Source organism: Burkholderia sp. KJ006, from assembly GCF_000262695.1.
In the GTDB taxonomy this organism is placed as follows: Bacteria; Pseudomonadota; Gammaproteobacteria; order Burkholderiales; family Burkholderiaceae; genus Burkholderia; species Burkholderia vietnamiensis.
On the sequence record NC_017920.1, the window covers coordinates 2,527,042 to 2,544,056 of the forward strand.

Sequence of the window (17,015 nt, forward strand, 5' to 3'; positions counted from 1 at the left end):
CCCATCCTGAACACATTCGAACTGCAGAGAACGACATGGACACCACGCTTGCCACTTTCGAGAAAGACGTCATCGAGGCGTCGCTGGACACGCCCGTGCTGGTCGACTTCTGGGCGCCGTGGTGCGGCCCCTGCAAGACGCTCGGGCCGTTGCTCGAAAAGCTCGAAGCCAATTACGCCGGCCGCTGGAAGCTCGTCAAGGTGAACGTCGACGAGAACCAGGAGCTTGCCGCGCACTTCCAGACGCGCAGCATCCCGCACGTGATCGCGTTCGCCGACGGGCGCCCGGTCGACCAGTTCATCGGCGTGCTGCCGGAAGGCCAACTGCGCGAGTTCCTCGATCGGCTGCTGCCGGCGCCCGACGAAGCCGAACGCCGCGCCGCACAATACGCGCTCGCCGAGTCGCGCTTCGACGACGCGCTCGCGCACCTCGAAGCGGCCCTCGCGTTGAACCCCGGCTTCGACGACGCACGGCTCGACCTGATCGAACTGCTGCTCGCGAACAACGAGGTCGACGCGGCGCGTGCCGAGGCCGAGCGCCTGTCGCCGCAGACGCTGCAGGCCGATCCGCGCTACCAGGCGATCAAGACCCGTTTCGACGCGCTGGACGCGACGGCCGACCTGCCGCCGACCGACGCGCTCGAAGCCCGCATCGCCGCGAATCCCGGCGATCTGGACGCGCGCTTCGACCTCGCGCAGAGCCTGATCGCGCGCCGCGCGTACGAAGGCGCGCTCGAACAGTTGCTGGAGATCGTGTTGCGCGACCGCGCGTACGGCGACGACCTCGGCCGCCGCACGATGATTTCGGTGTTCGAACTGGCGGGCGACCGCCCCGAGCTGGTTGCCGCGTGGCGGCGCAAGCTGAGCATGGCGCTCAATTAATGGAGGAGGCGGGGGCTGGCTGGTTGGGTCTAGCTGATCGGGTCTAGCTGGTTGGGCCTAGCTGGTTGAGTCTCGCCGGTTGGGCCTCGCTGGTTGGGCCTCGCTGGTTGGACCTCGCTGGTTGGACCTCGCTGGTTGGACCTCGCTGGTTGGACCTCGCTGGTTGGGCCTCGCTGGTTGGGCCTCGCTGGTTGGGCCTCGCTGGTTGGGCCTCGCTGGTCGGGCCTCGCTGGTTGGGCCTCGCTGGTCGGGCCTCGCTGGTCGGGCCTCGCTGGTCGGGCCTCGCTGGTTGGGCCTCGCTAATCGGGCCTCGCTGGTCGGGCCTCGCTGGTCGGGCCTCGCTGGTCGGGCCTCGCTGGTCGGGCCTCGCTGGTCGGGCCTCGCTGGTCGGGCCTCGCTGGTCGGGCCTCGCTGGTCGGGCCTCGCTGGTCGGGCCTCGCTGGTCGGGCTTCACCGGTCGAGCCTCACTTAGTTGAGCCTAGCTGAACGAGGCTCGCTGATATACCTCGTTGGTGGGTCCTCGATGCGCGAGCTGCGACGACCACCGCTCCCTGCCCAGGCCACAACGATCCAACCAGCGCCCCCACCCCCCACCGCACAACGCTCGTCAGCCGCGCCACTTCACCAAAGGCGCACCCGCCAGCCACCGATTCCCGATCAGCGCACGGCCCGCGCCGCAATCGCCCGCAACGCATGCGCGGCGGCCGCGAAGCCGAAGCTCGCGGTCACGCACACGCTCGATCCGAACCCCGCGCAATTGAGCCCCGCGACGTGCGCGGCGGCCGACGGCTCCGCGCCGTCCTCGAGGTCGCACGCGGCAGCTTCCGGATAGATCAGCGGCTCGTCCGAATACACCGCGCTGACCTTGAAGCGCGCCTTCGGGCCGCGCGCAAAGCCATGCTGCTTGCGCAACTGCGCGCGCACCTTCGACAGCAGCGGGTCCTGGATCGTCAGCGCGAGATCGTCGATGCGGATCCGGGTCGGGTCCAGTTGCCCGCCCGCGCCGCCGACCGTCACGAGCGGCTGCCCTTTCGCGACGCACCATGCGATCAGCGCGACCTTCGTGCGCACGCTGTCGATCGCGTCGATCACGTAGTCGAAGCCGCCGCCGAGCAGCGCATCGAAGTTGTCGGCCTCCACGAAATCCTCGACCCGGTTCACGCGACACGCGGGATCGATCAGCGCGATGCGCTCGGCCATCGCGTCGACCTTCGGCTTGCCGAAATTGCCGTCGAGCGCGTGGATCTGCCGGTTCGTATTGCTTTCGGCGACGTTGTCGAGATCGATCAGCGTCAGCGTGCCGACCGCGCTGCGCGCCAGCGCCTCGGCCGTCCACGACCCGACGCCGCCGATGCCGATCACCGCCACGTGCGCGCGCTCGAACGCGGCGAGCGCCGGCGCGCCGTACAGCCGTGCGATACCGCCGAAGCGGCGCTCGCGATCCACGTCAAGCTGGATCGGCGGGCTCGCGGTAAGATCGGAGGAACTGGGCAGGGCAGCGTCGGCAGCGGGCATGGCAGCAAGGAAAACGTAAGTCGTGCGGCCCTCTATTTTGCCTGAACTCCCCCGCCTTTCCTCGCGACGGTGTACGCACGATTCTCGCGCGTTCGCTATACTGGCCCCCGATTGAAGCGTTTGCATAACATGACGACACTCGCCGATCTCCGCATCAACTATTCGCGTGCTTCGCTCGACGAGGCCGACGCCGCCCCCGACCCGTTCGTCCAGTTCGACCGCTGGTTCAAGGAGGCGCTCGCCGCCAAGCTGCCCGAGCCGAACACGATGACGGTCGCCACGGTCGGCGACGACGGCCGGCCGTCGGCCCGAATCCTGCTCATCAAGGCCGTCGACGAACGCGGGTTCGTCTTCTTCACCAATTACGAAAGCCGCAAGGGGCACGACCTCGCCGTCAATCCGCATGCGGCGCTGCTGTTCTACTGGATCGAGCTCGAGCGCCAGGTGCGCATCGAAGGCCGGATCGAGAAGACCAGCGCCGACGAAAGCGACCGCTATTTCGCCTCGCGCCCGCTCGGCTCGCGCATCGGCGCATGGGCGTCCGAGCAGAGCACGGTGATCGACAGCCGCGCGACGCTCGAGGCGCGCGAGAAGGAAGTCGCCGCCCGCTACGGCGAGAACCCGCCGCGCCCGCCGCACTGGGGCGGCTACCGCCTCGTGCCCGACGCGATCGAATTCTGGCAGGGCCGCCCGTCGCGGCTGCACGATCGACTGCTCTATACGCGCGACGACGCCGCGGCGACGGGCTGGTCGATCTCGCGCCTGGCACCGTAAGCGACGCCGCAGCAGCGCCGGCGCCGGCCGTATCTCGTGTTGCAACCGGGCGCCCGCATCGCAAGATGCGGGCGCCCGGCCAGAAAACCTGGCTGTATTCGATTCAACGAACAAACGGAGATTCCAAATGTTCTGGGAAAAGAAGCTGGCACAGTGGGCGGACGAAGTACGGACGAAGGCGAACTTACCGGCGCGCCTCGTGTTGTGGAACGGCGAGCAACTCGATTTCGGCACGTTCAGCGCGCCGCAGGTCACGCTGAAGGTCAACAGCGCATCGGCGTTGCCGCTGCTGCTCGAGCCGAGCCTCGACAACCTCGGCGAGGCGTACGTGAAGGGCAAGATCGACATCGAGGGCCGGCTGTCGGACATCATCAACATCAGCTACTCGCTCGCGCGCAGCACGGTCACCAGCGCGAGCAAGCTCGCGCGCGTGCGGCGCTACTTCAATCACACGAAGAGCACCGACAAGAAGGCGATCCAGTACCACTACGACGTGTCGAACGAGTTCTACAAGCTGTGGCTCGACGAGAACATGGTGTACTCGTGCGCGTACTTCGAGAACGGCGATGAAGATCTCGCGACCGCGCAGATCAAGAAGATCGACCATATCCTGACGAAGATCCAGCTCGAGCCCGGCCAGCGGCTGCTCGACATCGGCTGCGGCTGGGGCGCGCTCGTGCTGCGCGCCGCGCAGAAGTTCGGCGCGACGTGTCTCGGCGTGACGCTGTCGCAGAACCAGTTCGATCTCGCCACCGCGCGCGTGAAGGCGGCCGGCCTCGAGGACAAGATCGAGATCCGCCTGCAGGACTATCGCGAAATCGACGGGCAATTCGACCGCATCACGAGCGTCGGGATGTTCGAGCACGTCGGCCGCAAGAATCTGCCGCTCTACTTCTCGCGCGTGCGCGAGCTGCTCGCCGACGACGGCATCGCGATGAACCACGGCATCACGTCGACCGACGCGGAAAGCGGCGAAACGGCGCTCGGCGGCGGCGAATTCATCGATCGCTACGTGTTCCCGGACGGCGAGCTGCCGCACATCAGCCTCGCGCTCGAAGCGGCGCAGCGCGGCGGGCTCGAGGCGGTCGACATCGAGAGCCTGCGGCGGCACTATGCGCGCACGCTCGAAATCTGGACGGAGAATTTCGAGGCGAACGCCGAACAGGCGCGCGGGCTCGTCGACGACGAAAAATTCCGCATCTGGCGCGTGTATCTCGCCGGCTGCGCGTATGCGTTCGAGCACGACGACGTGTCGATCTTCCAGATCGTGTGCCGCAAGGCCGGCCGCAGCGCGAAAACGTTGCCGTGGTCGCGGCGCTACATGTACGAACACGCGCTGCCGCGCTAGGCGGCGCTTCACGCTGGGCATGCATGGGTGACGGCAGCACGCGGCGCAACGCGCGACCGCAACGACAGCAGCGCGACGGGACGCCGGGACCGGGTGCCGACGCGCAATTCGACCTGTTCGGCGCGTCCGCCGACGATGCATGCGCGGGCCCGGGCCCCGGTGCCGCCGGCAAACCCGAACCGGCCGGCGAGCACGCGGCGCCGCAAGAACGACGCCCGGCGCGCGCCGATCGAGCGTCGCCGCGCGCTACCGACGACCCCGAACCGCCCTCGCCTGAATCCGGCCTGCTGTGGGACGAGCCGCCTCCGCCGGCCGCACCGCCGAAGCGCACGCGGCGCGGGCGCGGCGTGCCGCCTGCGCCGGTGTCCGCCGAGGTCGCCGAACTGGCGGCCGCGCTGCCGCCGAACGTGCGGCTCGGCACGTCGTCGTGGTACTTCCCCGGCTGGAACGGCATCGTCTTCGACGGCGACTTCGCGCAGTCGAAGCTGTCGCGCGAAGGGCTCGGCGCGTATGGCGCGCATCCGCTGCTCCGGAGCGTGAGCCTCGACCGGTCGTTCTACGGCCCGCTGTCGGTGGCCGACTATCTGCGCTACGCGCAGCAGGTGCCGGACGATTTCCGCTTCGTCGTGAAAGCGCCGGCGTCCGTGACGGACGCCGTGGTGCGCGGCCGGCGCGGCGAACCGTCGGGACCGAACCCGACGTTCCTCGACGCCGCGCTCGCGATGCATGAATTCGTGCAGCCGTGCATCGATGGTCTGGGCAAAAAGGCCGGCGTGCTGGTGTTCCAGTTTTCGCCGATGCCCGATCAGTTGCTCGCCGACCCGGCCGCGCTGATCGAGCGGCTGGCCGCGTTCTTCGCGGCGTTGCCGCCGCTGCCGCCGGAGCCGGACGGCACGCGCTACGCGATCGAGATCCGCGACGCCTGCCTGCTCACGCCGCGCTTCATCCGGACGCTTGCGGCGCTCGGCGTTCGCTACTGCGTCGGCCTGCATGCGCGCATGCCGGACCCGCTGCGCCAGGCGGCCGCGCTCGCGCTGCTCGACGGCGATGCGCCCGGCCCGCTGATCGTGCGCTGGAGCCTGCACGGCGGTTTCAAGTACGAACAGGCGAAGGCGAAGTACGAGCCGTTCGACCAGCTCGTCGACGAGGACCCGGCCACGCGTTCGGCGCTCGCCGAGCTGGCCGCGCGCTACGCGCTGGCCGGCCAGCCGGTGATCATCACGATCAACAACAAGGCGGAAGGCTCGGCGCCGCTGTCGTGCATCGCGCTCGCGCGGGAGATCGTCGCCGCGTGTGCGCGGTGGAGCGGCGAAGCGGCGTAGCGTCGGACGGCGAGCCGCCGCCGAGTGACGCGCTCCTCACGCGCCCCTCACGTACCACTCACGCGCCGCGCTGCGACTTCAGCCGATGCGCGAACTTCTGCCGGAATTTCGCGAGCTTCGGGCCGATCACGACCGAGCAGTACCCCTGCTCCGGATTGCGCGCGTAATAGTTCTGGTGATAATCCTCGGCCGGCCAGTAGTTGCCGTCGAGCGGCACGACCTGCGTGACGATCGGCTGCCCGAACACCTGCTCGCGCTCGAGCTCGGCGATCACGTCGAGCGCGGTGTCGCGCTGCGCATCCGAATGCGTGAACACGACGGAACGGTATTGGGTGCCGACGTCGTTGCCCTGCCGGTTCAGCTGGGTCGGATCGTGCGTCGCGAAGAAGATCTCGAGGACCTCGCGATAACCGATGCGCGCGGGATCGAACGTCACGTTCACCACTTCCGCGTGTCCGGTGTCGCCGTCGCACACGTCGCGATAACCGGGATTGCGCGTGTGGCCGCCCGCATAGCCCGACTGGACGGCCGTCACGCCGTCGACGTCGAGAAACACGGCCTCCGTGCACCAGAAGCAGCCGCCGCCGAGCGTCGCGGTTTCAAGCATCTCGTTCACCATGAAGTTGAGTACCTCGTTGAAGGTAGCGGCCGGCACGCGCGCGTGCCCGGCTCGCCGGTCCGTATCGCCGCTGCCCGGTCGCCCGGCGCGCAGCGGCACGCGTTCCAGTATCTCACTCGCACGAAAATCCGGCAGGCAGGCACGCGCGCGCCGCGCCCGACCCGCCGCGCATTTCTCGTCTACACTTAGGCACGCTGCGCCGCGACGGCACCCCGCCGCGGCCGCACGCAGCGCCGATGCATGCCCGCCCCGATGCCAACATCATCCGCCGGAACATCGATATGCACGCCTTAGCAGATACCGTCCGCCTCGCAGGCGCACCGACCGACGCGCATTGCGCCGCGTCGTTCATCCGCTCGCATTGCGACGCAACACGCGTGCGTGAGCGGCGCGCGTCGGATGCCGCACCTTTCCGCACCTTTCCGCACCGTTTCCACCTGACGTACCGCAGCGCGCGCCGCGCCGGTGCGTGCGGGCGGCGGCGCGTTCGCCTCGCGCAGCGCTTGCCCACGCACGGCCGGACCGCGGCGCACCCGTGATTCGACACCACCGACAGGAGGCACCACGATGAACATGCGGCCCGACCCGACCTTTCACGCCTCACCCGAGCTTGCGATGCAGGCGCCGCCCGAGGCGTTCGCCTATACGTTGTTGCTGAGCCCTGATTTTTCCAGCCCCGACGCGCTCGCCGTCATCGACGTGAAGCCCGGCTCGGCGACCTACGGGAAGATCGTCCACACGGTGACGATGCCGCACACCGGCGACGAGTTTCACCACTTCGGGTGGAATGCGTGCTCGTCGTCGCTGTCGCCGCTGACGGGCCACGCCTTTCTCGAGCGCCGCTTCCTGATCATTCCGGGCCTGCGCTCGTCGCGCATCTACGTGATCGACACGAAGCCGCATCCGACGCAGGCGCGCATCCACAAGATCATCGAGCCCGACGAAGTGTTCGCGAAGACCGGCTACTCGCGGCCGCACACGGTCCACTGCGGCCCGGAAGGCATCTACGTCAGCACGCTCGGCGGCGCAGGCAAGGACGGCACCGACGGCGCGCCCGGCATCTTCATCATGGACTGCGAGACCTTCGACGTGCTCGGCCGCTGGGAAATCGACCGCGGCCCGCAGGACAAGCACTACGACTTCTGGTGGAACCTGCCGCGCGACTACATGGTGTCGAGCGAATGGGCGCTGCCGCCGCAATTCGAAAACGGCATCGTGCCGGAAGACCTGCTCGCCAACCGCTACGGTCACCGTCTGCACTTCTGGGACTTGCGCGCGCGTCGCAACGTGCAGACGATCGACCTCGGCGCGCAGCACCAGATGGCGCTCGAAGTGCGGCCCGCGCACGATCCGGCGCGCGAATACGGGTTCGTCGGCGTCGTGGTCGATACGGCCACGCTCGAAGGCTCGATCTGGACCTGGTGGCGCGAAGACGGCAGGTTCCACGCGAAGAAGACCGCGACGATTCCGCCGGAGCCGGCCGCGGCCGACGAATTGCCGCCGCTGCTGAAAGGCTTCGGCGCGGTGCCGCCGCTCGTGACCGACATCGACCTGTCGCTCGACGATCGCTTCCTGTACGTGTCGTGCTGGGGCACCGGCGAGATGCGCCAGTACGACGTGTCCGATCCGCATCGGCCGGTGCTCGCGGGCTCGGTGCGCATCGGCGGCATCGTGCGGCGCGCGCCGCATCCGAACGGCCGCGCGTTCGCGGGCGGCCCGCAGATGGTCGAAGTCAGCCGCGACGGCCGGCGCGTGTACTGGACCAACTCGCTGTACTCGACCTGGGACGACCAGTTCTATCCGGACGGCGTGCCGGCCGCGCAGGTGCTCGCGCACGCGGGGTCGGACGGCGGCCTCACGCTCGCCGACGACTACTGGGTCGAGTTCCCCGACGGCTATCGCGCGCATCAGATCCGGCTCGACGGCGGCGACTGCTCGACCGATTCCTTCTGCTACCCGTCGGTCAGGCGTTGAGCGCCACCCTGCCTGCGTCGCTCGCGCTGTGGGCGGCCGTGCTCGCGAGCGGCGTCTACCATGGGCTGAACCCCGCGATGGGCTGGCCGCTCGCCGTGTCGAACGCGCTGATGACGCGCCGCGTCGACGCGCTCGTCGCGGCGCTCGGCTATCTCGCACTCGGCCACGCGCTCGCCGTGTTCATGGTGATGCTGCCGTTCGGGCTGCTCGCCGCGTTGCTCGCGTGGCAGCCGGCGATCCGGATCGGCGCGAGCGTGCTCGTGATCGGCTTCGGCGCGGCGCTGCTGATCCGGCGCCGGCACCCGCGCGCGCTCGCCCGCATCGCGCCGGCGCGGCTCGGGCTGTGGTCGTTCGCCGTCGCGCTCGCACACGGCGCGGGGCTGATGCTGGTGCCGATCTATCTCGGGCTCTGCGGGCCGGACCGGGATGCCGGCCATCGCGCGGCCGCCACGCTGATCGACGCGCATCTCGGCACGGCGCTCGTCGTCGCGGCCGTCCATGCGGCGGCGATGGTCGGCGCGGGCGGCGTGCTCGCGTGGCTGGTCTACCGTTATCTGGGGCTGAAATTCGTCGCGCGCAGCTGGTTCAATCTCGATGCCGTATGGGCGTCGAGCCTGATACTGACCGGGGCGCTGTCGCTCGGGCTCGCCGCGGCGCGGTAGGCGGATGGCTGCGGTATGGCGGGAAGGGCGCTGGCGGTGAGCTGGCTGCGCGGCGTCGTGGATGTCGGCGTTGCCGTGGATGCCGCAGTTGGCGTGGTTGCCGTTGCCGCCGTTGCCGCGGTTGCCGCGGTTGCCGCCGTTGGATGCCCTGGATGCCGAATGCCGCCGGCCGATTCGGTGTCGCGAATGCTGCGGATGCCCCGATGGCGCCAACGCCCCCCACCAATGTGCGCTACCTCACGCTCGCCCCGCGCTGGGCGTGGCGCGGAGGTCCGCCCCGCGCGATTCCGCTAGAATCGCGCCATGCGCACCACTTTCGAACCGATCGCCCCGGCCCCGTCGCCATTCGTCCGCCGCGCCCGTCGCATCCGCCGCGCGCCGCGCCCGTCCGTTTCGTCGTGGATGGCGGCCCGATGAAGCACGCCACTCCGCCCGATTTCGACTCGGCCGCATTTCGTCAGGCGCTCGGCCAGTTCGCCACCGGCGTCACCGTCATCACGACGCGCGCGCCGTCCGGGCAACTGATCGGCATCACCGCGAGCTCGTTCAACTCGGTGTCGCTCGATCCGCCGCTGGTGCTGTGGAGCCTCGCGCACAAATCGGCGTCCACGCCCGTATTCCGCAGCAACAGCCATTACGTGGTGAACGTGCTCGCGGCGTCGCAACTCGACCTGTGCAAGCGTTTCTCGACCTACAAGGGCGATCGCTTCGAAGGGATCGCGCACGCGGCCGGCAACTCGGGCATGCCGGTGCTCGACGGCGCGCTCGCCTGGTTCGAATGCCACAACCGCAGCCGCTACGACGAAGGCGACCATGTGATCTTCGTCGGCGAAGTCGAGCGTTGCGGCGTGCGCGCCGCAGCCGACGCCGCGCCGCCGCTGGTGTTCCACGGCGGCGGCTTCCACGGGCTCACACCGCTTTGATCGCCCCCGTGCGCGCCAGCCCGACCGGCGCGCCCGCTTCGTCCTTCAGCGTCTGCAGCACGATGTTCGAGCGGATGTCCATCACGCCGGGCGCCTTGTACAGGCGGTTCAGCACGAAATCCGAATAGTGCTTGAGGTTGTGCGCGAGCACGCGCAGCAGGTAATGGCTTTCGCCGGTCACGACGAACGCGCCGACCACCTCCGGCCATTCGCGCAGCGCTTCCGCGAAGCGCTCGTGCCACTGGTTTTCCTCGTTGCGCATCGACACCTGCACGAACGCCTCGAGCTCGAAGCCGAGCTTCTCGCGGCTCAGGCACGCACGGTAGTGTTCGATGACCCCTTGCTCCTCGAGCAGCCGCATCCGGCGCAGACAGGCCGACGGCGAAAGCGAGATGCGTTCGGCCAGGTCCAGATTGCTGATTCTGCCTTCCTCCTGCAGTACGGCGAGAATCCGGCAGTCGGTGGCATCGAGCGTGATCGCATGCATTTTTGGTCCCCCTTTTCCCTCTGAGTCGAATTATCTGCCAATCCGGCGGATTGTCCATGGTTATTTCGCAAGCACTTTCTGCGAGCGTCCACCTATCATTCGAAGGATCGATTCACCGATTCGTCATGCCATGGACACACTCTGGGACATCTCGCCGCCGCTCAGCCCCGCCACGCCCGTGTGGCCGGGCGACACGCCGCTGTCGGTCGAGCGCGTATGGCAGATGGAGGCCGGCTCGCCGGTCAACGTCGCGCGCCTGACGCTGTCGCCGCATACCGGCGCGCACTGCGACGCGCCGCTGCATTACGACGCCGACGGCGCGCCGATCGGCGCCGTGCCGCTCGACGCGTATCTCGGCCCGTGCCGCGTGATCCACTGCGTCGGCGCAGCGCCGCGCGTGCAGCCGGCCGACGTCGAGGCCGCGCTCGATCGCGTGCCGCCGCGCGTGCTGCTGCGCACCTGCGCGCACGCGAGCGTCGAGCGGTGGGACAGCGATTTCTGTGCGGTCGCGCCGGAGACGATCGACCTGCTCGCCGCGCGCGGCGTGAAGCTGATCGGCATCGACACGCCGTCGCTGGACCCGCAGGAATCGAAGACGATGGATGCGCATCACCGCGTGCGCGCGCACCGGATGGCGATACTCGAAGGCATCGTGCTCGACGACGTCCCGGCCGGCGATTACGAGCTGATCGCGCTGCCGCTGAAGTTCACGACGCTCGATGCGAGCCCCGTGCGTGCGGTGCTGCGTGCGCTGCCCGGCCATTCCTCCTGATTACCGAACCCCTCATCGACATCATGATCAAGACCCGTGAAGACGCGCTCGCCCTCGACCGCGACGATCCGCTCGCCGCGCTGCGCGGCCAGTTCGCGCTGCCCGACGGCGTGATCTATCTCGACGGCAATTCGCTCGGCGCGCAGCCGCGCGCATCGGCCGCCCGCGCGCAACAGGTGATCGGCGCCGAATGGGGCGAAGGCCTGATCCGCAGCTGGAACACCGCCGGCTGGTTCGCGCTGCCGCGCCGCCTCGGCGACAAGCTCGCGACGCTGATCGGCGGCGCAGCCGGCGAAACGGTCGTGACCGACACGATCTCGATCAACCTGTTCAAGCTGCTGTCGGCGATGCTGCGCCATCAGGCCGAGCGCGCGCCGCAGCGCCGCGTGATCGTGTCCGAGCGCTCGAATTTCCCGACCGACCTGTACATCGCGCAAGGGCTGATCGAGCAGCTCGGCGGCGGCTACGAGCTGCGTCTGATCGACGATCCGGCGGAATTGCCGGCCGCGCTCGGCGACGACACGGCCGTCGCGATGATCACGCACGTGAACTACCGCACCGGCTACATGCACGACATGCCGGCCGTCACGCAGCTCGCGCACGACGCGGGCGCGCTGATGCTGTGGGATCTCGCCCACTCCGCCGGCGCGGTGCCGGTCGACCTGAACGGCGCGCGTGCCGACGGCGCGGTCGGCTGCACGTACAAATACCTGAACGGCGGCCCCGGCTCGCCGGCGTTCGTGTGGGTGCCGCATCGCCATCACGCGCATTTCTCGCAGCCGCTGTCCGGCTGGTGGGGCCACCGCGCGCCGTTCGCGATGCAGCCGGCGTTCGCGCCGGACCCGGGCATCGCACGCTTTCTGTGCGGCACGCAGCCGATCGTGTCGATGTCGATGGTCGAATGCGGGCTCGACGTGTTCCTGCAGACCGACATGCAGGCGATCCGCCGCAAGTCGCTGGCGCTGACCGACGCGTTCATCGCGCTCGTCGAAGCGCGCTGCGCGGGGCTGTCGCTGAAGCTCGTCACGCCGCGCGCGCATCACCAGCGCGGCTCGCAGGCGAGCTTCGAGCATCCGCACGGCTATGAAGTCATGCAGGCGCTGATCGCGCGCGGCGTGATCGGCGACTACCGCGAGCCCGACGTGCTGCGCTTCGGCTTCACGCCGCTCTATACGCGCTTCGTCGACGTCTGGGACGCCGTCGACACGCTGCGCGACATCCTCGCCACCGACGCGTGGAAGGCGCCCGAGTTCGCCGAGCGCGGCGCGGTGACCTGATCCGTTACGCCCGGCGCGCCGGGCCCCGTCATGCAAATCTGGAGAAAGTCGTGAATTCTGGTCATATGCAGCCTCCCGGCGGCGACGCGCCGGCCGGCTGCCCGTTCTCGGGCACGCGCGCCGCGCCGTCCGCTCATCAGGCGCCGGGCGATGCCGCGGGCGAACCGGGCTGGCACAACGCGCAGCTCGATTTCTCGAAGTCGATGAGCTACGGCGATTACCTGTCGCTGAATTCGATCCTCGACGCGCAACATCCGCTCTCGCCCGATCACAACGAGATGCTGTTCATCATCCAGCATCAGACCAGCGAGCTGTGGATGAAGCTCGCGCTGTTCGAGCTGCGCGGCGCGCTCGACGCGGTGCGCGGCGACGCGCTGCCGCCCGCGTTCAAGATGCTCGCGCGCGTGTCGCGGATCCTCGAGCAGCTCGTGCAGGCGTGGAACGTGCTGTCGACGATGACGCCGTCCGAGTATTCGGCGATGCGCCCGTATCTCGGCCAGTCGTCGGGTTTTCAGTCGTACCAGTACCGGCAGCTCGAATTCCTGCTCGGCAACAAGAACGTGCAGATGCTGCAGCCGCATGCGCACCGGCCCGAGATCCTCGCCGAGGTGCGCGCGACGCTCGAAGCGCCGTCGTTCTACGACGAAGTCGTGCGCCTGCTCGCGCGGCGCGGTTTCCCGATCGCGCCGGAGCGGCTCGAGCGCGACTGGACGCAGCCGATGCGCCACGACGAGACCGTCGAGGCCGCGTGGCTCGAGGTCTATCGTCACCCGCAGCAGCATTGGGAGCTGTACGAGATGGCCGAGGAGCTCGTCGATCTGGAGGACGCGTTCCGTCAGTGGCGCTTCCGTCACGTGACGACCGTCGAGCGCATCATCGGCTTCAAGCAGGGCACCGGCGGCACGAGCGGCGCGCCGTATCTGCGCAAGATGCTCGACGTCGTGCTGTTCCCCGAGCTCTGGCACGTGCGCACCACGCTGTAGCGCACGCGCGGCTCACGCGGCCCGCGCGTCGTGACGACGAGCGGGCCGCATCATATGCGCGCGGCAAGGCCGGCGCGGGCGGTCAGACGACGCTCGACGCGTTCCTCCGCCACCGTGGCGCGCCGGTGCAGCCGCTTCGGCACGCTGCCGCTATCTGCGCCGCCGCGCCGGTCTGATTCACCACCTGATTCGCCGCCTGATTCACCGTCCGATTCACCGTCCGATTCGCCGTCCGATTCGCTGCCTGATTCGCCGCCTGATTCGCCGCCCGCTTCCCTGCCCCACCCCGCCGCACCGCACCATCGAAATGCCCCGTCCCCGCCTTGACTTTCGCTCGCCCCAATACGATCATTCGCTCACACGCAGAGCAAATGATCGTATTCGACAGCGCGGATCGCCAGCTTCCCTGCCAGGCCGGCATCCGATCGCGACAGGAGACACCGGATGACCGCATCGCCTTCCGAGCACCCGCCCGTGCTGCTGCATATCGGCGCAGGCTCGTTCCATCGCGCGCACCAGGCGTGGTATCTGCACCGCGTGAACGCGGCCGTGCCGGCCGGCGAGCGCTGGACGCTGACCGTCGGTAACATCCGTGACGACATGCGCACGACGATGGACGCGCTCGCCGCCCAGCACGGCGCCTACACGCTCGAAACCGTCACGCCGCAAGGCGAGCGCGCGTACGAGACGATCCGCGCGATCTCGCGCGTGCTGCCGTGGTCGCCCGATCTGGCCGCGCTGATCGATGCCGGCGCCGATCCGGCGTGCCGGATCGTGTCGTTCACGGTCACCGAAGGCGGCTACTACCTCGACGAGCACAACCGCCTCGACCTCGCGAACGCCGATCTCGCGGCCGATCTGCAAGGCGCGCGCACGACGCTCTACGGCGCGCTCGCCGCGCTGCTGGCCGAACGCGTCGCGCGCGGCGCGGGCCCGCTCACGCTGCAGAGCTGCGACAACCTGCGCAACAACGGCGCGCGCTTTCGCGCCGGGATGCGCGCGTTCCTCGAGCAGCGTGGCGAAACCGCGCTGCTCGCGTGGTTCGATGCGCACGTGGCGACGCCGAGCGCGATGGTCGATCGCATCACGCCGCGCCCGACCCCGGACGTGCGCGAACGCGTGCGCGTGGCGACCGGCATCGACGACGCCTGCCCGGTGATGGCCGAATCCTTCATCCAGTGGGTGATCGAGGACCGCTTCGCGGCCAGCCGGCCGCGCTGGGAGCTGGCCGGCGCGGAGCTGGTGGACGACGTGCACCCGTACGAGGAAGCGAAGATCCGCATCCTGAACGCGACCCACAGCTGCATCGCGTGGGCCGGCACGCTCGCGGGCCACACGTATATCCACGAAGGCACGCACGACGCCGGGATCCGCCGCTTCGCGCACGACTACGTGACGCAGGACGTGATCCCGTGCCTCACGCCGAGTCCGCTCGACCTCGAACGCTACCGCGACGTCGTGCTCGAGCGCTTCGGCAACCCGTACGTACTCGACACCAACCAGCGCGTCGCGGCCGACGGCTTCTCGAAGATCCCCGGCTTCATCGCGCCGACGCTCGCCGAATCGTTCGCGCGCGGCGCCGCGCCGATCGCCACCGCGGTGCTGCCCGCGCTGTTCCTGCGCTTTCTGGAGCGCTGGGCGCGCGGCCGGCTGCCGTATGCGTACCAGGACGGCGTGATGGACGAAGGCGCCGCGCGCGCGATCGTCGCCGCCGACGACCCGGTGCTCGCCCTGTGCGCATCGCGCGCGCTGTGGGGCACGCTCGCCGGCAACGCGGCGCTGCTCGACGCGCTGCGCACCGCGCTCGCGCGCGTGGACGCATGGCTCGCGCAGCGCTGATCGCGCCCCGCGCCGCCGCGGCCGCGGCCGCGGTCACCACGGCAGCACGCAAACACCCGCGCATTCGGGCGAACCTGCGTTGGCATGCACGCATGCGTGCGGCTAAAGTAGCGGCTCCTCACTGACGGAGCGGATCGCTCATGTATCTCGGCATCGACCTCGGCACCTCGGAAGTGAAGGTGCTGCTGCTCGCCCCGGACGGCACCGTGGTCGGCACCGCCGGCACGCCGTTCAGCGTGTCGCGGCCGCATCCGCGCTGGGCGGAACAGCATCCCGACGACTGGTGGCAGGGCACGCTGGCCGCGCTCGCGGCGCTGCGCGCGCAGCACCGCGACGCGTTCGCCCAGGTGCGCGGAATCGGCCTGTCGGGCCAGATGCACGGCGCGGTGCTGCTCGGTCGCGACGACCGCGTGCTGCGCCCCGCGATCCTGTGGAACGACATGCGCAGCGCCGACGAATGCGCGCTGCTCACCGAGCGCGCACCCGACCTGCACACCCTCGCCGGCAACCTCGCGATGCCCGGCTTCACCGCGCCGAAGCTGCTGTGGGTCGCGAAGCACGAACCCGACGTGTTCGCCGCGACGGCCTGCGTGCTGATGCCGAAGGACTACCTGCGCTTCCGTCTGACCGGCGCGAAGGTGTCCGACCCATCGGATGCGGCCGGCACGCTGTGGCTCGACGTCGCGCGCCGCGACTGGTCCGACGCGCTGCTCGCCGCCTGCGACATGACGCGCGCGCAGATGCCGCGCATCGTCGAAGGCAACGCGCCGTCGGGCATGCTGCGCGCGGACGTCGCGCGCGAGCTGGGACTGTCCGAAGCAGTCGTCGTCGCGGGCGGCGGCGGCGACAACGCGACCAGCGCGCTCGGCATCGGCGCGATCCACGCGGGCGACGGCTTCGTGTCGCTCGGCACGTCGGGCGTGCTGAGCGTCGTCGGCGACCGCTTCATGCCGAATCCGGCGTCGGCCGTGCACGCGTTCTGCCATGCGATCCCCGACCGCTGGCAACTGATGAGCGTCGTGCTGTCCGCGGCGAGCTGCCTGCGCTGGGTCTGCAAGCTGACGGGCACCGACGAGCCCGCGCTGCTCGCCGAGATCGAGGCGCTCGACGCGGACGCGCTCGCGACGGCGCCGCTGTTCCTGCCCTACCTGTCCGGCGAACGCACGCCGCACAACGATCCGTATGCGCAAGGCGTGTTCTTCGGGATGACGCATGCGACCGAGCGCGCGCATCTCGGCTACGCGGTGCTCGAAGGCGTGACGCTCGGCCTCGCCGACGGCCTCGACGCGCTGCATGCGGCCGGCGTCGAGACCGACCGGCTGTCGCTGATCGGCGGCGGCGCGCGCAGCGCGTTCTGGGCGCAGCTGATCGCCGACGCGCTGAACGTGCGCACGCGCCGGCACGGCGGCGGCGAAACCGGTGCGGCGCTGGGCGCCGCGCGGCTCGGCTGGCTCGCCGTCGGCGGCGATCCGCAGACGGTGCTGACCAAGCCGCCGGTGCGCGCCGAATACACGCCCGACGCCGCGCGCCATGCGCTGCTGCGCGAGCGCCTCGACGCGTTCCGCGCGCTGTATCGCCACGTGCGTCCGCTGTACGAGCCGTCGCGCGCGCGGCTCGCGTGAGCGCCGCGGCGGCGCGC

16 protein-coding genes are annotated in these 17,015 nt (G+C 69.6%); 13 read left to right on the forward strand and 3 right to left on the reverse strand.

Translation table 11 applies throughout. The annotated features are described in order from the left end of the window. Positions 1-35 precede the first annotated feature (35 nt). Positions 36-881: a thioredoxin gene (gene trxA / locus MYA_RS11405; protein WP_014723525.1), complete on the forward strand. Its 846-nt coding sequence runs from the start codon at positions 36-38 to the stop codon at positions 879-881. Between the two features lie 657 nt (positions 882-1,538). On the opposite strand, the gene tcdA is transcribed toward trxA, so the two are convergent. Further along, positions 1,539-2,396, reverse strand: coding sequence for a tRNA cyclic N6-threonylcarbamoyladenosine(37) synthase TcdA (gene tcdA, locus MYA_RS11410; RefSeq protein WP_034192646.1), 858 nt, complete (start codon positions 2,394-2,396; stop codon positions 1,539-1,541). Between the two features lie 129 nt (positions 2,397-2,525). Between tcdA and pdxH the strand changes: the two genes are divergently transcribed. The 3 genes from pdxH (at position 2,526) to MYA_RS11425 (ending at position 5,840) form a co-directional block, all read left to right on the forward strand. Next, complete coding sequence (gene pdxH, locus MYA_RS11415; RefSeq protein WP_014723527.1) at positions 2,526-3,170, forward strand: pyridoxamine 5'-phosphate oxidase; 645 nt, start codon at positions 2,526-2,528, stop codon at positions 3,168-3,170. 127 nt (positions 3,171-3,297) lie between these two features. Next, positions 3,298-4,518 carry an SAM-dependent methyltransferase gene (locus MYA_RS11420; protein ID WP_014723528.1) on the forward strand — a complete coding sequence of 407 codons (1,221 nt, stop codon included), beginning with the start codon at positions 3,298-3,300 and terminating at the stop codon, positions 4,516-4,518. Between the two features lie 23 nt (positions 4,519-4,541). Next, on the forward strand, positions 4,542-5,840 hold the full coding sequence (locus tag MYA_RS11425; RefSeq protein ID WP_014723529.1) for a DUF72 domain-containing protein: 1,299 nt from the start codon (positions 4,542-4,544) through the stop codon (positions 5,838-5,840). A 58-nt stretch (positions 5,841-5,898) separates the two neighbouring features. Here the strand turns inward: MYA_RS11425 and msrA are convergent, their stop codons facing one another. Beyond that, positions 5,899-6,459 (reverse strand): peptide-methionine (S)-S-oxide reductase MsrA, encoded by a 561-nt coding sequence (gene msrA, locus MYA_RS11430; RefSeq protein WP_041493982.1) that lies wholly within the window; start codon positions 6,457-6,459, stop codon positions 5,899-5,901. Between the two features lie 236 nt (positions 6,460-6,695). Here msrA and MYA_RS31015 point away from each other — a divergent pair, with 236 nt between their 5' ends. The 4 genes from MYA_RS31015 (at position 6,696) to MYA_RS11445 (ending at position 10,018) form a co-directional block, all read left to right on the forward strand. Beyond that, on the forward strand, positions 6,696-6,998 hold the full coding sequence (locus tag MYA_RS31015; protein ID WP_148278552.1) for a hypothetical protein: 303 nt from the start codon (positions 6,696-6,698) through the stop codon (positions 6,996-6,998). Positions 6,999-7,026: 28 nt separating this feature from the next. Further along, the gene (locus tag MYA_RS11435) at positions 7,027-8,433 is read left to right on the forward strand and encodes a selenium-binding protein SBP56-related protein (RefSeq protein WP_014723532.1); all 1,407 of its coding nucleotides are present in this window, start codon (positions 7,027-7,029) and stop codon (positions 8,431-8,433) included. Next, positions 8,430-9,095 (forward strand): hypothetical protein, encoded by a 666-nt coding sequence (locus tag MYA_RS11440; RefSeq protein WP_014723533.1) that lies wholly within the window; start codon positions 8,430-8,432, stop codon positions 9,093-9,095. Before MYA_RS11435 ends, MYA_RS11440 begins: the two co-directional genes overlap by 4 nt. A gap of 413 nt (positions 9,096-9,508) precedes the next feature. Beyond that, positions 9,509-10,018: a flavin reductase family protein gene (locus MYA_RS11445; protein ID WP_011885865.1), complete on the forward strand. Its 510-nt coding sequence runs from the start codon at positions 9,509-9,511 to the stop codon at positions 10,016-10,018. Here MYA_RS11445 and MYA_RS11450 read toward each other — a convergent pair. Next, a complete protein-coding gene (locus tag MYA_RS11450) occupies positions 10,005-10,505 on the reverse strand; it encodes an Lrp/AsnC family transcriptional regulator (RefSeq protein WP_006477992.1) in 501 nt (166 codons plus the stop codon). The two genes, MYA_RS11445 and MYA_RS11450, sit on opposite strands and share 14 nt — an antisense overlap. 130 nt (positions 10,506-10,635) lie before the next feature. Between MYA_RS11450 and kynB the strand changes: the two genes are divergently transcribed. The 5 genes from kynB to xylB all read left to right on the forward strand — a co-directional run bounded on the left by kynB (position 10,636) and on the right by xylB (position 16,998). Continuing rightward, positions 10,636-11,277 carry an arylformamidase gene (gene kynB, locus MYA_RS11455; protein WP_014723534.1) on the forward strand — a complete coding sequence of 214 codons (642 nt, stop codon included), beginning with the start codon at positions 10,636-10,638 and terminating at the stop codon, positions 11,275-11,277. A 26-nt stretch (positions 11,278-11,303) separates the two neighbouring features. Then, positions 11,304-12,554 carry a kynureninase gene (kynU, locus tag MYA_RS11460; protein ID WP_085954491.1) on the forward strand — a complete coding sequence of 417 codons (1,251 nt, stop codon included), beginning with the start codon at positions 11,304-11,306 and terminating at the stop codon, positions 12,552-12,554. A gap of 65 nt (positions 12,555-12,619) precedes the next feature. Continuing rightward, positions 12,620-13,537, forward strand: coding sequence for a tryptophan 2,3-dioxygenase (kynA, locus tag MYA_RS11465; protein ID WP_014723536.1), 918 nt, complete (start codon positions 12,620-12,622; stop codon positions 13,535-13,537). 444 nt (positions 13,538-13,981) lie between these two features. Beyond that, positions 13,982-15,376, forward strand: coding sequence for a D-arabinitol 4-dehydrogenase (gene dalD, locus MYA_RS11470; RefSeq protein WP_014723538.1), 1,395 nt, complete (start codon positions 13,982-13,984; stop codon positions 15,374-15,376). Positions 15,377-15,516: 140 nt separating this feature from the next. Continuing rightward, positions 15,517-16,998, forward strand: coding sequence for a xylulokinase (gene xylB / locus MYA_RS11475; protein ID WP_014723539.1), 1,482 nt, complete (start codon positions 15,517-15,519; stop codon positions 16,996-16,998). Positions 16,999-17,015: the final 17 nt, after the last annotated feature.

Excerpts from the sequence above, each read along its gene's own strand:
- trxA (WP_014723525.1), top strand. The coding sequence starts at position 36 with ATGGACACCACGCTTGCCACTTTCGAGAAAGACGTCATCGAGGCGTCG.
- tcdA (WP_034192646.1), bottom strand. The coding sequence starts at position 2,396 with ATGCCCGCTGCCGACGCTGCCCTGCCCAGTTCCTCCGATCTTACCGCG.
- pdxH (WP_014723527.1), top strand. The coding sequence starts at position 2,526 with ATGACGACACTCGCCGATCTCCGCATCAACTATTCGCGTGCTTCGCTC.
- MYA_RS11420 (WP_014723528.1), top strand. The coding sequence starts at position 3,298 with ATGTTCTGGGAAAAGAAGCTGGCACAGTGGGCGGACGAAGTACGGACG.
- MYA_RS11425 (WP_014723529.1), top strand. The coding sequence starts at position 4,542 with ATGGGTGACGGCAGCACGCGGCGCAACGCGCGACCGCAACGACAGCAG.
- msrA (WP_041493982.1), bottom strand. The coding sequence starts at position 6,459 with ATGGTGAACGAGATGCTTGAAACCGCGACGCTCGGCGGCGGCTGCTTC.
- MYA_RS31015 (WP_148278552.1), top strand. The coding sequence starts at position 6,696 with ATGCATGCCCGCCCCGATGCCAACATCATCCGCCGGAACATCGATATG.
- MYA_RS11435 (WP_014723532.1), top strand. The coding sequence starts at position 7,027 with ATGAACATGCGGCCCGACCCGACCTTTCACGCCTCACCCGAGCTTGCG.
- MYA_RS11445 (WP_011885865.1), top strand. The coding sequence starts at position 9,509 with ATGAAGCACGCCACTCCGCCCGATTTCGACTCGGCCGCATTTCGTCAG.
- MYA_RS11450 (WP_006477992.1), bottom strand. The coding sequence starts at position 10,505 with ATGCATGCGATCACGCTCGATGCCACCGACTGCCGGATTCTCGCCGTA.
- kynB (WP_014723534.1), top strand. The coding sequence starts at position 10,636 with ATGGACACACTCTGGGACATCTCGCCGCCGCTCAGCCCCGCCACGCCC.
- kynA (WP_014723536.1), top strand. The coding sequence starts at position 12,620 with ATGCAGCCTCCCGGCGGCGACGCGCCGGCCGGCTGCCCGTTCTCGGGC.
- dalD (WP_014723538.1), top strand. The coding sequence starts at position 13,982 with ATGACCGCATCGCCTTCCGAGCACCCGCCCGTGCTGCTGCATATCGGC.
- xylB (WP_014723539.1), top strand. The coding sequence starts at position 15,517 with ATGTATCTCGGCATCGACCTCGGCACCTCGGAAGTGAAGGTGCTGCTG.